The sequence below is a fragment of the Phyllobacterium phragmitis genome (assembly GCF_002980495.1).
Taxonomy (GTDB): Bacteria; Pseudomonadota; Alphaproteobacteria; order Rhizobiales; family Rhizobiaceae; genus Paramesorhizobium; species Paramesorhizobium phragmitis.
The window spans coordinates 208,478-222,691 of record NZ_PVBR01000003.1 but is presented as its reverse complement, the minus strand read 5'-3'; the positions used below and the strand labels follow the sequence as shown (position 1 = coordinate 222,691).

The following is a 14,214-nucleotide window of genomic DNA, read 5'->3' as shown; positions in this document are numbered from 1 at the left end:
CCTATTGCATCAAGAGTCTTGGGAGCCAGGTCGAGATCGCGGGAACGGCGGAGACGACCAGCAGCGAAAGAAAGAGAGGTATCAGGAAGGGCAGCACGCCACGGATCACCGCATGCACCGGCATTTTGGCGACGATGGACACCATATAGAGGCTCATGCCTATGGGTGGGGTGAGCAGGCCGATCATCAGGTTGAGCACGAAGACGATGCCGAGTTGGAGAGGGTCGACACCTGCCGCATGGAGCGCGGGGGCGACAATCGGCGCGATGATCAGGATGGCGGCGATCGATTCCAGTACCATGCCGACGACGAGGAGCAGAAGATTGACGAGCAGAAGCAGGACGAAGGGATCGTCCGACAGCCCGAGCAGGAGGGCGCCTGCCTTGGCCGGCACGCGATCGAGGGTGAGCACCCAGGCAAAGACGGCGGCGGTAGAGACGATGAAAAGGATGCTGGCGGTGGCCTCCACCGTCTCGCGCAGGCTTTCCCATACGGCCCGCAGCGTCAGCGTCCGGTATACGGCAAAGCCGATCACAAGCGCATAGGCCACGGTGACGCCAGCTACCTCGGTGGGACCGAACCAGCCGCTCAGAAGGCCGCCGATGAGGAGAACCGGAGTAAGCAGTGCCGGGAAGGAGACGAATGCTTTCTTCACCACGGCGCGCATGGATGGGCTGACGGTGTCGCGCGGCAAATCGTAGAGGCGGGCGATGATCGCGACCTGGACCATCAGGAAGAACGTGATGAGCAGTGCTGGAATGATGCCCGCGATCAGGAGTTGCACCGCCGAGACATTGGCGACGCTGGCATAGATGATGATGGGGATCGAGGGCGGGAAGATCGGCCCGATCGTTGCCGCGGCGATGGTGATCCCGGCGGCGAAGTTCTTCTTGTAACCTTGGCCTGTCATCTGGTCGATCTGGATCTTCCCCAACGCGCCGATGTCGGCGAGTGCAGCGCCCGAGACACCTGAGAAAATCAGGCTGACGAGGATCGACACCTGGGCCACCGCACCGCGGATGCGGCCGACCATGAGGCGCACCAGATCGAAGATGTGCGTCGTCACGCCCATCGCGTTCAAGAGGCTTGCCGCCAGGATGAACAGCGGAACGGCAAGCAGCGGCGTTGAATCGAGCGCATTGACGGCGCGCTGCGCCAGCACGTTGACGGGAAGTCCATAGGCGACGATCACGAGCGCCGAGGAAAGCCCGAGCGAGACGGCAATCGGTGCGCCGAGCACAAGCGTCACGGCGAAGACAAGAAGAAGGACGAGGCTCATGATGCTGCACTATCCCCAGGTGCCGGCTCGCTCTCCAGGAAGAGGCCTGCGAGGCGGACGACGGCTATCAGCAGAAGCAGCACGAAGCCGGCAAGTGCTGGAGCGTAGAACAGCCAGTTGGGTATGCCGATGGCGGGTGAGGAGAACTTTCCAGCACGGGAAAGAAAGGACTGGAAGCCGTAGAGTGTAAGCAGGCAGAAGACCAGAATGGCAGTCTCGATGAGCATGAATGCATAGCGCCGGAGGCGCCGCGGCAGCATCATCGGCACCAGATCGACCGCGACGTGCTGACCGCGCAGAGCCAGCAGCGGCACACACAGGAAGACCAGCGCGATGCCGCTGAACCGCGCGAGTTCATCCGCCCATGGCATGCCGAGGTCGAAGACGTTGCGGCCGACGACCTGGCCGACGACGAGCGATGCCATCAGCACAAGCAAAAGGATCGCCGCGAACCGGCAGGCAAGCGAGACCGCCTCCAGCGCCCCATATGCCGTTCTGACGGCGGAACTGATATGCATTGCCTGGCTCCCGGTCCGTGAACGCCGCTTCTCAGCGGATCGCCCCGATCTTTTCGTAAAGCGCGCCGTATTTCTCGCCGAAACGCGCCTGCACGAGCTTGTCGACCGAACTGCGGAACGCCTTGATGTCCAGCCCGTCCTGGGGGCCGATCACGGTCATGCCGTGTTCGCGCAAGGCCTGCGTGTCCTTCTCCTCGCTGTCCTGGATCGCCTTGGTGGCGCGGTCGCGGATTTCGGCCGCAGCCTTCGTGACCGCTTCCTTGTGCGCGTCGGAAAGCCCTTGCCAGGCATCCTCGTTCATAACGACGACCTCGGCGTTGGACATGTGCCCCGTCAACATGAGATGCGACTGCACCTCGTAAAGCTTGACGTTGAGAATGACGTTCACCGGATTTTCCTGGCCGGCGACGACGCCGGTCGCAAGCGCGGTCGGCACCTCCGACCAATCGACGGGAACAGCCGCCGCTCCCATGCCCTCGACGGCGGTGGTGTAGATCGGGAACGGAACGGCGCGGATCTTCTCACCGGCGAGATCGGCCGGCGAATAGACCGCCTTGTTCGCGGTCAGGTTCCGGCGGCCGAAATAATGGGCATAGATGACACGCACATTCGCCGCTTCGATCAGGCCCTGGTTGAGTTCCTGCATCACCGGGGAATTGACGTCCATCACCTTCATCAGATGGTCGACATCACGGTAGAGATAGGGCGTATCGAGAGCCGCGAAGGGTTCATAAAGGGAACCGATGCCGCCGGCCGTATTGTGCGAGAAGGCGATGGTGCCGAGAGAAACAGCCTCGGCGAGCTCCTGCAGCTTGCCGAGTTGCGAAGACGGAAACACCTCGATGGCAAGGTCACCGCCCGATTGCTTGGCCACCGCTTCCGCAAACCAGTCGGCCTGTGCGCCCGCGACGCTGGCCGGCTCGTTGTTGTGGCCGTAGCGCAGGGTCACCGATTGCGCGCGTGAAAGGCCGGGAAACATGGTGGCGGCGCTCGCCCCAAGACCGAGCGCAAGCGCCGATCGGCGGTTGATGCGCTGCGCACCATGATGCATCGAATTCCGGTTCATTGGATACTCCTCCCATGACATGTTCTGACGGACCGCAGACAGCAGCCCTTTGCGGTTTCCTCCCGAAGGACGCTGCCTACTTGACACAAGGCTAAGAATTCCCATGCTTCTGGTCAAACGGGAAAATTTGAGGTTTTTTGAGGTGTCATCTATTCAGGGAAGCGGCCCGGCACCGCTCATGACGGACGTGGCGGAAGCGGCCCGCGTTTCGCTGGCCACGGTCGACCGGGTGCTGAACCGGCGCAAGGGCGTGAAAGCCCGCACCGTCGAGCTCGTGCTCCGGACCGCACTCGATCTGGGTTATCTGAGCGAGGCGGAGTATGGCAGGCTTTCGCATCCCCGGCCGCCGAATGTCGTCTTTCTGCTGCCCATGGGTGGGAATCCCTATCTGCGCCTTCTTGGCGACAAGGTGAGGACCTTCGCCCAGTCGAAGTCGCGTGAAGAAGCGCAGGTGCGCTGCTTCTTCATCGAAAGCTTCGATGCGGGGGCGCTCGCCGGCGCAATCCGTCATCATGCCGGCTGGGCCGACGGGATCGTCTTCATGGCAATCGACCATCCGCTGGTGCGCGAGGCGGTCGAAGAGGTTTCAGCTGCCGGCAAGCGCATCGTGACCATCGTCTCAGACCTGCAGCATTCGCTGCGCGATGCCTATGTCGGACTCGATAACCAAGCTGCCGGCCGCACGGCAGGGTACTTGCTCGGCCGGTTCTGCCGGGCGCAGAAGGGCAGCGTCGCCCTCGTTGCGGGAAGCCGCAACTATCGTGCCCATGCCGAGCGCGAGATGGGATTCCTTGGCCTGTTTGAAGAGCTTTATCCCGACCTGCAGGTCATCGGCATGCGCGAGGGGCATGACGACCGCGATGAAAATTATCGTCACGCGCTTTCGCTTCTGGAGCAGAACAGCGACCTTGTCGGCATCTACAATGTCGGCGGTTCATCCGACGGCATTGGCCGTGCCCTGCAGGAAAAAGGCAGATCCGGCGAAGTGATCTTCATCGGACACGGATTGACGGCGGACACGCGCCGGCTGCTGATCGCCGGAACCATGGACGTCGTGATCAATTCCGACCCGGATATGCTGCTGGGGACGACGCTTCGCGTCTTCCGCGATCTTCAGCGTGGCGATATCCTCAATCCAGCGGTGCTGTCGCCGGTCAAGATGGATATCATCTTCCGCGAGAACATTCCTCCCGTTCAATCCGTCGCCGGCGGTGCCGCAACACGTCGTGGCCGGCACCCGTTTTGAACCATTTCGTTGCATCAAATAACGACTGCGATCGGGGCTGGCGGCGGCCCTGCCTGGGCGAAAACAATACCCGAGCAGATATATTTGGCTGTTGAAAGCAAAAATTAACCACATTTGGCCATCTTTTCTCAATCACATGGTCATGAGGGGGTCGCTTGCCGGCCCAAAAACCCCTTGCGGGGATGTACTGGTTTGGTAGGCGTTGGTGAGTAAGATTATTCGTGTACAGTCTTTGCGCCGTCTGGTGCGGTCGCTGCTAATCACTTGCGTTGCCGCCGCTTTTGCTGGCGCGGCCATGTGGTCGGTGGCCGGTATCGTCGCGATGACTGGGTCTTTCGCCTTCGGTTCAGGTCCCTTTTTGCCCAAGCCAAGGCTCTATTCAGTCGAGCGGGCGAACGCGGAATCTCTGGATATGCAAGCCATGAAGGACAAGGCGCTGGAGTTCATCGCAGCCCTGGAGGCATCCGCCACGTCCGTAAATGTTGCCGGTGGAAAATCCGCCCGTCTGTCCGATCCCGCCGAGCCACCGCGCCTTATGGCAAAGATTGATACGCCCGCGGCGGAACGGTTCGGGCGGCCAGCCAGCGGCCCGGCCGGGCAGCCCCAGACGATCCTGGCCTATGCCGACCCCACGCCCGGCGGAGCGGCCAGCGCCGCCCTGTCCACTTGGCTGGCGGCATCGCTGGAGGAAAATCCTGACGCATCGCAGGAGCCGGATCTCGAAACGGGCGACGACGTGGCGGCTTTGCCCGGCTTCGACGGCGATCCCTCCGACATTCCCCTGCCGCAACTCCGCCCGCGTGGCGAAGAAGGCCGCAAGCTCGCCGAGCAAATGGCGGAATCCGCCGTGCAGCCGGTCGAAGAGCCGCCACTGCCGAAATCCGCCCCTCAACGCGAGACGTCAAAGCCGCAGGTGCTCGCCTACGCGCGGCCGGATAATCCAACCGAGAAGGCGAGAGGCGGCGGCTTTGGTAAAACATTACGTGATCTGTTTGGTGGCGGGCCCAAGCCGGAACACGGCGTGGCGGTCTACGACATCAGCGCGGCGAAGGTCTATATGCCCGACGGCAGCGTGCTCGAGGCCCATTCCGGCATTGGCAAGATGGCCGATAATCCGCGTTACGCGAATGTCAAGATGAAAGGACCGACCCCGCCGCATACCTATAACCTCAAAATGCGTGAAAAACGCTTCCATGGTGTCGAGGCGATCCGCATGCTGCCTGTAGACGGCAGGAATAAATATGGCCGCGACGGCTTTCTCACCCATAGCTACCTGCTGCGTGGCAGGGAAGGGGAATCGCATGGCTGTGTCGCCTTCAAGAATTACGACCGTTTTCTCAAGGCTTTCAAACAGGGCAAGGTCAAGCAACTCGTCGTGGTGCCGAGCCGGGGACAGGCGACCATGCAGCTTGTCTCCAACGGCAAGAGCATCTGACGGGGGCTGGACCGGCTTGCACTCGGCAAGCGGCCTTTCCACAGGCGAATGCGCGTTGAGATTGGCGAGCGCCCGGCCGAGTTGTGCGGCTAAAGCGAGAATCCTTGCGTTCCGGGATCCATCTTTTTCTTGATCATGTCATCGACGGTAGCGGCAACTGTTTGAAAAGCGTGGTTCTTCTCCAGGCTGCGCCGGAAGATGATGCCTGAATGGAACGTATCGCCGGGCATGTCGACGGCGACGGTGCGCAAATTGAAGCCGGGCACGATGCGCATGAAATTATCGGGCAGGTAGGAGAGATAATCGCCCTCCTGGATCATGATGAGCGCTGCTATAATGGTCTCGCAGAATACGGAAGCGCTTTTGCGTCGGCCGGTTCTGGCCTCGATGTGCTCCATCGCAAGATCGAGATAGCCCCAGTCATTCTGGTAGGAAAGCCAGGGATAATCGAGCAGCTTTTCCAGATCCCCAGGCGATTCCTGCAATATCGGATGATCCTGGCGGGAAATGACATGCATTTGCGCCTGAAAAAACCGCTTGCGTGTCAGAAATGACGGCAGCATCTCCTCGCTTGCAAACCCGCCGCAGAAAACATCGAGATCGCCATTCCGGAGGCGCGGTATCGCATCGGCATAATCCATCGAAAGAAGATGTATCTGCATGGCGGGGTAGCGCTTCTGCGCGGCCACGATGGCCGGAGGTAGCAGATAGGACACCCAAACGGGCGCTGCCGCCATCTTCAGCGTTCCGGCTTCGCCTTGCAGGAGTGTGCCGAGCTCCGTTTCGGCGACCTGGCATTCGCGCAAGATGTGTTTTGTATGATTGACGATGTGCTCGCCGAACTGGGTCAGCTTCACACCGCGCGGATGGCGCAGGAAAAGCTTTGCACCCAGATGCTCTTCCAGCAGCTTGACCGAACGGGTCAGCGCGGGCTGGGTAATGTTCAAACGCTCTGCCGCAGCATGCAGATTGCCGCATTCCACAATGACGAGCACGCGCTTCAAATCAGGCAGTCGGTCAAACATGCGATCAGCTTTTCTTATCGATTTCGTACTTCTCGGCATTGTACATCATCACGGAATGCTGGCAAAACTTTAGTGCCGAAACGCATGAAGACCATTTGGGAGGATGGCGCGTGGTTATCTGCCGAGGGCTATAAGGGCCCCTTTGGCCTGCAATCGGCAAATTCAATCTGATGCTGAACCCTGATGCTGAATAGCCTGCCGGCAAAACGCCGGGTGACCTGGAGCATGGCGTGCCGAAACCCCTGAATATTCTTCTCATCACAACGGACCAGCAGCACTATTCGACGCTCGGCGTGCTCAATGACAAGATCCGCACGCCCAATCTCGACCGGCTCTGCCGGGAAGGCATGCGCTTCGAGCGCGCCTATTGTCCCAGCCCCGTTTGCACTCCATCGCGCGGAAGCATCATTACCGGGCTTTATCCATCACATCATGGCGCATGGACCATCGGCGTCAAACTGCCCGAAAACGTCCCAACGATCGGCGAAAGACTTGTAAGGGCCGGGTACAAAACCGGTCTCATCGGAAAAGCGCATTTTCAACCGCTTGCCTCGACGGCCGAATGTCCGTCACTCGAAGCCCATCCGACCTTGCGCGATCTGGACTTCTGGCGAAGCTTTAGGGATCAATGGTACGGCTTTCAGCACGTGGAACTGGCCCGCAACCATGCCGACGAGAACCTGGTCGGTCAGCACTATGCCATCTGGCTCGAGGAGCATGGCCTGGCGGATTGGAAGGAATATTTCCAGCCGGTGGCGGGGGATAAATCCCGTATGGCGCCGACCACGCTTGCCGACCATCCCTATTGGGTTCGCCGGGATCGTTCGTGGAAGCTGCCGCAGGAATTGCACTACACGCACTGGACCGGCGAGCGTTCTCTCGCCTATCTGGATGAGCGCGCGAAGGATGGTGCGCCGTTCTTCCTGTGGACCAGTTTCCACGATCCGCACCCGCCCTATGCCATCAGCGAGCCCTGGGCCTCGATGTATGATCCAGCCGACATGGTGCCGGGAGCATTGGTTCCGGGCGAACACGATAAGAACCCGCCGCATTTTCGCATGACCCAGGAGGTTTCGCCTGATTTCCGGGCCTGGCACAAGCCGTTCGAGGCGCATGGATGCGACAGTCACCTCTATCCCGTCGACGAACTGAAGAAGGATATGGCGGTCTATTACGGCATGATGAGCTTTCTCGACGAGGAAATCGGCCGGCTTCTCGACAGGCTGGACGAGTTGGGGATGACGGAGAACACGTTGGTGGTCTTTGCCACCGATCATGGCCATTTTCTCGGTCAGCACGGCCTCGTGGCCAAAGGACCGTTCCACTACGAGGACATGCTTCGCATTCCGATGATCGTCCGGCAGCCGGGCACCGTTCCCGCCGGCGTTGTCAGCGATGCGTTGCAGAGCCTGGTCGATTTCACGCCGACGGTTCTTGATGCAACGGGGCTTGGAAACCAGGCGGCAAGCCTGCAGGGCGTTTCTCAATATGGTGTGTGGACCGGGAAGGAGGAGCGCAAACGCGATTTCATCTTGTGCGAGAACCGGCACAACCCCGGCATGCCGCATCTCATTTCATATGTGAACGACCGCTACAAGATAACGGTTTATAAAGAGGGACCCCATGGCGAAATATTCGATCTTGAGGAGGATCCCGCCGAGATCGATAATCTTTGGAACGAACCGCAATTGGCCGGGCTTAGGCAGGGGCTTACCCATGAAATGCTGCAGGGCCTGATGCGTTCCGAGCCGATGAAGATGCCCCGCGTGGCGCAAGCATGACGGAGGGCCACGCCAATAATGCAGTCGCGCCGGTTGGGCTGGCGCGCGAGCAATCCCTAGGGAAACAGCCGATGGCAAGAAGCCCATGGAGATATTTCCCCGATCCGGCATTGCTGGCGCTCAATGTCGGCGCCTTTGCCGCGGGGCTGGCCGGCTGGGCGCTGGTTACTCATTTCGGCGTCGTCGGCCTGCCGGGTCCTCTGGAAGTGTTTTCGCGGGCCGTCGATCTGATCCGCAACGGGCAATTGCCGATCGATATATTCGCCAGCCTGAAGCGCGTTTTGACAGGGTTTCTCCTGGGGGTGGCGCTGGCGATTCCGATCGGGTTCCTGATGGGATGGTACAAGGTGGCGCGCGGGCTGATCGAGCCCTATGTCCAGTTCTTCCGGATGATACCCCCATTGGCCGTCATTCCCCTTGCTATCGTCACCATGGGGATTGACGAGGCGCCAAAGATATTCGTCATCTTCCTGGCATCGTTCCTGTCGAGCGTGGTCGCGACCTATCAGGGCGTCATCAGCGTCGACAAGACGCTTATCAACGCTGCCCGCGTTCTTGGGGCGAAGGACGGCACGATCTTCTGGCGGGTCATCATACCTGCATCGACACCCTTCATCCTTGTCGGCATCAGGATCGGCCTTGGCTCTTCCTGGGCGACTGTGGTGGCGGCCGAGCTGATCGCCGCGCAATCGGGGCTCGGATTTCGCATGCAGCAGGCGCAGCTCTATTACGATCTGCCGACGATCTTCGTCAGCCTCATCGTCATTGGCATTCTGGGGTTGGTCATGGATCGGGTCCTTATCCTTACCGAGCGCAAACTCACGGTCTGGCAGGAGCGCGTATGAAGCCCAAGATCTCCTTTCAGGGCGTCTCGCGCCAATTCGATCTCGGACAGGGGGAAACCTTTCTAGCCCTCGACCGTCTGTCGCTGGATATAGCCGACGGGGAATTCGTGACGGTCGTCGGCCCATCCGGTTGCGGCAAGTCGACGGCGATGAATATCGCGGCGGGCTTGATGGCGCCCACCGCAGGTGCAGTGCTCGTAGACGGAGTTGAGGTCTCGGGCCCCGGACCGGAGCGCGGCGTCATATTCCAGCAATATGCGCTGTTCCCGTGGCTGACCGTTCAGGAAAATGTCGAGTTCGGGTTGAAAATCGCCGGGGTAGGGCGCGGCGAGCGAAAGAAGACGGCTGACCATTTCATCGAACTTGTCGGGTTGTCGCGCTTTGCCGATGCCTTGCCGAAAATGCTCTCGGGCGGCATGAAGCAGCGTTGCGCGATCGCACGAGCCTACGCGGTCAATCCGAAGATACTGCTCATGGACGAGCCTTTCGGCGCGCTGGATGCCTTGACCCGTGTGCAATTGCAGGACCAGCTTCTCAGCACATGGAGCAAGGAGCGCCGAACCGTCATGTTCATCACTCATGATGTCGATGAGGCGGTTTATCTGGCAAACAGGGTCGTCATCATGGCGGCCAAGCCCGGCAGGCTGCACCGGATCATCGACGTCGACCTGCCTTATCCGCGCAATGAGGCCATCCGGCTTTCGCCCGAGTTCACTGCCATTCGCAACGGCGTTTGGCATGAGGTTTATCACCAGCACGCATCTCAATCAGAAAATCAGGCAGACAATAAAGCTTTGGAGGAGAACTGAAATGCGCATCACCAGACGACAGTTTGTAGCAGGTACTTCCGTCGCGACGGCCGCACTTGCCTTTGGCGGACGCAGCGCCCATGCCGATCAGGAGACGGTCCGTATCGGTTACATAGGCGATTTCAACGGTGGCAGTCTTTATGCCATTGCGCAGGATCAGGGCTATTGGGAGCCGGAAGGCCTGGTTCCTGATCTGAAGGTCTTTACCAACGGTCCGTTGCAGATCCAGGCGCTGGGCGCCGGCAGCCTCGACTTCGGCTATATCGGACCGGGCGCCTTGTGGCTCCCGGCGAGCGGCAAGACCAAGGTGGTCAGCATCAACTCGATCGGCTTTGCCGACCGCGTGATCGCGCAGGGCGGCATCGCCTCCATGGCCGATCTGAAGGGCAAGAAGGTGGGCGTGCCGGAGGGGACCTCCGGGGACATGGTGCTGAGGCTCGCCTTGGAGAAGGCGGGACTGACCGTTGACGACATCGAGCAGATCAAGATGGATCCCAGCACCGTCGTGGCGGCATTTTCCTCCAAGCAGATCGATGCTGCCGGGATATGGTATCCGCTGATCGGGATCATCAAGAAGAACGTGCCGGATATGAAGGAGCTCGCCGGCAGCCGGGACTTCTATCCGGAGCACAGCTTTCCGACAGCCATGGTCGCCCGCAATGAAGTGGTGACGGAACAGCCTGAGTTTACCGCTAAATTCATCCGGGTTTTGAAGAAGGCGATGGATTTTCGCGCCAAGAACATGGAAAAATCCATCGAACTGACCTCGGCTCTGCTCGGTGTTTCCGCTGAGAACGTCAAGGCGGATGCGGCCAACAGCCAATATTTCAGTACTGGCGAACTTGTCGGCTTCACCAAGGACGGCACGGTCGACAAATGGCTGTCGGGCATGAATGCGCTTTTCACGTCCTTCGGGAAACTCGACAAGCCGCTGCCGCCCAAAGATTTCTACACCGCCGACATCTTCATTGCCGGTTAGGTTTTGCCTCACCACCCGGCCGCGTCGTGGCCGGGTGGTGACGCCAGTCGCAATCTGACGGAGGCAATCATGAACATCCTTTACATCGACATAGACAGCCTGCGCCGCGATCATCTTGGTTGTTACGGATATCACCGCGACACATCGCCCAATATCGACCGGATCGCCGCCGAGGGCATCAGGTTCGAAAACGTCTATGTCTCCGACGTTCCCTGCCATCCCTCGCGCACCGCGCTTTGGAGCGGACGCTTCGGAATGCGGACCGGCGTCGTGGGCCATGGGGGAACCGCCTGCGAGCCATTCCACGAAGGTGCCGACCGCGCATGGGCCGGGACTTTCCAGAAGGATGGCTGGATGAAGGCGCTTCGCGATCTTGGCTACTACACAGCCACGATCAGCAGTTTCGGAGAGCGGCACGGCTGCTGGCACTGGTATGCGGGCTTCAACGAGGTGATCAATCCCGGAAAGACCGGGATGGAAAATGCCGACGAGGTCGTTCCCAAAGCAGTCGACTGGTTGCGCCGCAACGGCTCGGACAGAAACTGGTTCCTGCATGTCAATGTCTGGGATCCGCACACACCCTATCGCGTGCCCGAAGCCTATGGCGACCCCTTCGCCGGCGAGCCGGGGCCGCAATGGATGACCGAGGACGTGTTTGCCAAGTCGATCGCCGGTTATGGACCGCACAGTCCTCTCGAGCCGACAGGTTTCACCGAAGAAAACCAACAATCGGTCTATCCCCGTGCTCCCACGCCCATCGACAGCATGGCGCGCGCCAAGGCCTGGTTCGACGGCTACGATACTGGAATTCGCTATGCCGATGATCATATCGCGCTTTTGGTCGAGGAGTTGAAAAGGCAGGACCTTTTTGAAAAGACCATCATTGTCATCGGCGCAGATCACGGCGAGAACATGGGCGAACTGAATGTCTGGGGCGACCATCAGACAGCAGATGAATTCACGTGCAATGTGCCGCTGATCATTCGCTGGCCGGGGGCCGCCGATATGCGGGGCGTGAACAGCGGACTGCACTATCATTTCGACTGGCCGGCCACGCTCATCGATCGGCTCGGAGGCAAGATACCGGATGTCTGGGACGGACGTTCATTCAGCGCCGCGCTCTCACAAGGGGCTGATGGCGGGCGAGATTATCTGATCACGAGCCAGGGCGCCTGGGCGGCGCAACGCGGCGTCAGGTTTTGCCATGACGATGCGGACTGGCTGATGCTGCGAACCTATCATGATGGATACAAGGATTTCGGGCCGACGACCCTGTTCAACCTGACGGACGATCCGCATGAGCAGCAGAATGTCGCCGACAGCCATCCCGGGATAGTCGCGCATGCAAGCCATCTGCTGGAGAGCTGGCGAGGCGAGATGATGGCGCGGAGCGCGACGAATGTCGATCCTCTGATGACCGTGATGCGCGAAGGTGGACCGTTCCACTGTCGAGGCGATCTGCCGGCCTATCTCCAGCGTTTGAGAGCCACCGGCCGGGCACATCATGCCGATGCCCTGGAAAAACGCCATCCTCTTGAAGCCCGGCGACGATGACCCGGGTTTGCTCGTTTCATGATCGGGGTATCATGAGGCTTTCAACGGGATGGAAAATCTCTGATCACTGGCCCTGTCATAATCGAAGAAATCCATCATGTTGACGATGACCTGATCAGCCAAAGGCGCAACGATGATGAGTGCGTTGGGTACGAACAGGCGCATATGCGCGGGAGGGCCGACAAACCAGATGCTTTCCCTATCGGCCAAACCGGGATCATGTGCCGCCATGTCGCGCGAGATATCGATGGCTTGCTCCGGGCGGCTTCCTTCGACATCGATTTCCAGTTCGCCTGCGTCATTGAACACATAGTACGGAAAATGGTAGCCGGTCGTGGCCACCACTGCGTCAAAGCGCTGGAGGCCTTCGCCCCAATCGACCAACCATTGGTCATAGCCGGCATCCGACGTGGCGACATGCCTCAACTCGCCTCGTTTGATGGTAAGGGCTCCATTGTCGATGTGGCGCATGAGCTTTTCCGCATTCGCCAGGGCAATGGCGGTGACGTAGCGATGGAGTATGTCCCGGAAGCCCGGGTGCAATCCCCCTATGAACCGTTCCTTGTTCTTTAGATAAACCGAGTTCGCCGCATGTAGGAAGCCGACGACCATGTCCTGCCATGAGCAATCACCTTGCTCAGCGATGGCGATTTCCTCCCGCAGCCTTTCATCATAGGGAATCGCATGCGAAAACTGCGTCCGCCATGGCTTGCGCGTGTTTTCGGAAAGTGTTTGCGCGGCATATTTCAGATAGGCGTACTTCAACGAGGTGGGACAAGGCCCCGCGGCTTGATCATTCCATCGCGTCAGGAGCGATTCCATGCGGTCGAGGTCGAAGGAGATGTTTTCACTTCGAATGAAGCGGGCACGCACCCCGGGTATTTCGCCGGATGGAGATACCATGGTGACCGAATGGCCCTCCCGACACAGCAGGATAGCTGCGTCGATCGCCGAAAGCTTGCTGCCGATGACCAGCACGCGAGATTTTGCCGGTACTTTCGCCAGCATTTCGGTCTCGGGGTAGGGGCAGCCGACAAAAGTCGGATGGTCGCGGTGAGGCATCAGGATTTCAGGCACCCGGGCAGCACCATGGCCTGTGCAGAAAACGACATCGGTGACGATGAGCGATTGACGTCTGGTGAGCCTGCTTAATCGAAGCTCATAGCGATGGTGGTCATCAATCCGCAATGAATGAAACTGATATGCCCAGCAAAAGACGTCGATTCCGTTTCGGCGCGCAACCTCGCGATAGCGCTGGAAACGATCAGTGAGGTAATCCCCAACCAATGATCGCGGCACGAAGGAGCTCGGTGTCGCGGCATAGCCTCTGGATTGCAGATAATCCAGAAAATCCAGAGGGTGCCCGGATACCACCGACATCGTATCGACGGACGTGTTGCATATCACATCGGGGTCCGTATTGGAGAACGCAATGCCCGGACCGACGGGGCGGGGATCAATGATATGAATGGTTCCTGCCGCGCGGCGTTTCACTGCGGCGATGAATGTCGCGACGCCTGCAGCTCCGCCGCCGACTATTGCGAGATTTGCATTCATGTGATCGATGACTTTCATGGCCATGTCCTCGGTTGGTCATCTCTTTGGCAAAGTCGTGCCCCTTATCGTCGCGGAACCGGTTGATCCATGCGGCGATCTTTCTAACCTTATTCTTGAATG

12 protein-coding genes are annotated in these 14,214 nt (G+C 59.6%); 7 read left to right on the top strand and 5 right to left on the bottom strand.

Going from position 1 to position 14,214, the window contains the following annotated elements; all coding sequences use genetic code 11:
• Position 1: 1 nt before the first annotated feature.
• Genes C5748_RS05125 through C5748_RS05115 form a run of 3 tightly spaced genes read right to left on the bottom strand, consistent with a single transcriptional unit; the run spans position 2 to position 2,863 of the window.
• Entirely contained in the window at positions 2–1,279 is a 1,278-nt protein-coding gene (locus C5748_RS05125) for a TRAP transporter large permease (RefSeq protein ID WP_105740856.1), read from the bottom strand.
• Entirely contained in the window at positions 1,276–1,797 is a 522-nt protein-coding gene (locus tag C5748_RS05120) for a TRAP transporter small permease (RefSeq protein WP_105740855.1), read from the bottom strand. Before C5748_RS05120 ends, C5748_RS05125 begins: the two co-directional genes overlap by 4 nt.
• Positions 1,798–1,828: 31 nt before the next feature.
• On the bottom strand, positions 1,829–2,863 hold the full coding sequence (locus tag C5748_RS05115; protein WP_245428816.1) for a TRAP transporter substrate-binding protein: 1,035 nt from the start codon (positions 2,861–2,863) through the stop codon (positions 1,829–1,831).
• 178 nt (positions 2,864–3,041) lie between these two features.
• Between C5748_RS05115 and C5748_RS05110 the strand changes: the two genes are divergently transcribed.
• Positions 3,042–4,109, top strand: coding sequence for a LacI family DNA-binding transcriptional regulator (locus C5748_RS05110; protein WP_105741023.1), 1,068 nt, complete (start codon positions 3,042–3,044; stop codon positions 4,107–4,109).
• 205 nt (positions 4,110–4,314) lie between these two features.
• Entirely contained in the window at positions 4,315–5,544 is a 1,230-nt protein-coding gene (locus tag C5748_RS05105) for a DUF2778 domain-containing protein (protein WP_245428814.1), read from the top strand.
• Positions 5,545–5,633: 89 nt separating this feature from the next.
• Here C5748_RS05105 and C5748_RS05100 read toward each other — a convergent pair whose 3' ends face one another.
• Complete coding sequence (locus C5748_RS05100) at positions 5,634–6,569, bottom strand: LysR family transcriptional regulator (protein ID WP_158259810.1); 936 nt, start codon at positions 6,567–6,569, stop codon at positions 5,634–5,636.
• Positions 6,570–6,799: 230 nt separating this feature from the next.
• Here C5748_RS05100 and C5748_RS05095 point away from each other — a divergent pair, with 230 nt between their 5' ends.
• The 5 genes from C5748_RS05095 (at position 6,800) to C5748_RS05075 (ending at position 12,537) form a co-directional block, all read left to right on the top strand.
• Positions 6,800–8,350 carry a sulfatase family protein gene (locus tag C5748_RS05095; protein ID WP_105740853.1) on the top strand — a complete coding sequence of 517 codons (1,551 nt, stop codon included), beginning with the start codon at positions 6,800–6,802 and terminating at the stop codon, positions 8,348–8,350.
• 71 nt (positions 8,351–8,421) lie between these two features.
• Positions 8,422–9,195 carry an ABC transporter permease gene (locus tag C5748_RS05090; protein ID WP_105741021.1) on the top strand — a complete coding sequence of 258 codons (774 nt, stop codon included), beginning with the start codon at positions 8,422–8,424 and terminating at the stop codon, positions 9,193–9,195.
• Positions 9,192–10,004: an ABC transporter ATP-binding protein gene (locus tag C5748_RS05085; RefSeq protein ID WP_105740852.1), complete on the top strand. Its 813-nt coding sequence runs from the start codon at positions 9,192–9,194 to the stop codon at positions 10,002–10,004. Before C5748_RS05090 ends, C5748_RS05085 begins: the two co-directional genes overlap by 4 nt.
• Positions 10,005–10,011: 7 nt before the next feature.
• The gene (locus C5748_RS05080) at positions 10,012–10,983 is read left to right on the top strand and encodes an aliphatic sulfonate ABC transporter substrate-binding protein (protein WP_425350208.1); all 972 of its coding nucleotides are present in this window, start codon (positions 10,012–10,014) and stop codon (positions 10,981–10,983) included.
• A gap of 69 nt (positions 10,984–11,052) precedes the next feature.
• Positions 11,053–12,537 carry a sulfatase family protein gene (locus C5748_RS05075; protein ID WP_105740850.1) on the top strand — a complete coding sequence of 495 codons (1,485 nt, stop codon included), beginning with the start codon at positions 11,053–11,055 and terminating at the stop codon, positions 12,535–12,537.
• A 30-nt stretch (positions 12,538–12,567) separates the two neighbouring features.
• On the opposite strand, the gene C5748_RS05070 is transcribed toward C5748_RS05075, so the two are convergent.
• Positions 12,568–14,112, bottom strand: coding sequence for an FAD/NAD(P)-binding protein (locus tag C5748_RS05070; RefSeq protein WP_158259809.1), 1,545 nt, complete (start codon positions 14,110–14,112; stop codon positions 12,568–12,570).
• Between the last annotated feature and the right edge of the window lie 102 nt (positions 14,113–14,214).

What these genes read in the sequence shown, in the direction of transcription:
- C5748_RS05110 (WP_105741023.1), top strand. Translation starts at nt 3,042, where the DNA reads ATGACGGACGTGGCGGAAGCGGCCCGCGTTTCGCTGGCCACGGTCGAC.
- C5748_RS05075 (WP_105740850.1), top strand. Translation starts at nt 11,053, where the DNA reads ATGAACATCCTTTACATCGACATAGACAGCCTGCGCCGCGATCATCTT.
- C5748_RS05120 (WP_105740855.1), bottom strand. Translation starts at nt 1,797, where the DNA reads ATGCATATCAGTTCCGCCGTCAGAACGGCATATGGGGCGCTGGAGGCG.
- C5748_RS05115 (WP_245428816.1), bottom strand. Translation starts at nt 2,863, where the DNA reads ATGAACCGGAATTCGATGCATCATGGTGCGCAGCGCATCAACCGCCGA.
- C5748_RS05090 (WP_105741021.1), top strand. Translation starts at nt 8,422, where the DNA reads ATGGCAAGAAGCCCATGGAGATATTTCCCCGATCCGGCATTGCTGGCG.
- C5748_RS05085 (WP_105740852.1), top strand. Translation starts at nt 9,192, where the DNA reads ATGAAGCCCAAGATCTCCTTTCAGGGCGTCTCGCGCCAATTCGATCTC.
- C5748_RS05070 (WP_158259809.1), bottom strand. Translation starts at nt 14,112, where the DNA reads ATGAAAGTCATCGATCACATGAATGCAAATCTCGCAATAGTCGGCGGC.
- C5748_RS05100 (WP_158259810.1), bottom strand. Translation starts at nt 6,569, where the DNA reads ATGTTTGACCGACTGCCTGATTTGAAGCGCGTGCTCGTCATTGTGGAA.
- C5748_RS05125 (WP_105740856.1), bottom strand. Translation starts at nt 1,279, where the DNA reads ATGAGCCTCGTCCTTCTTCTTGTCTTCGCCGTGACGCTTGTGCTCGGC.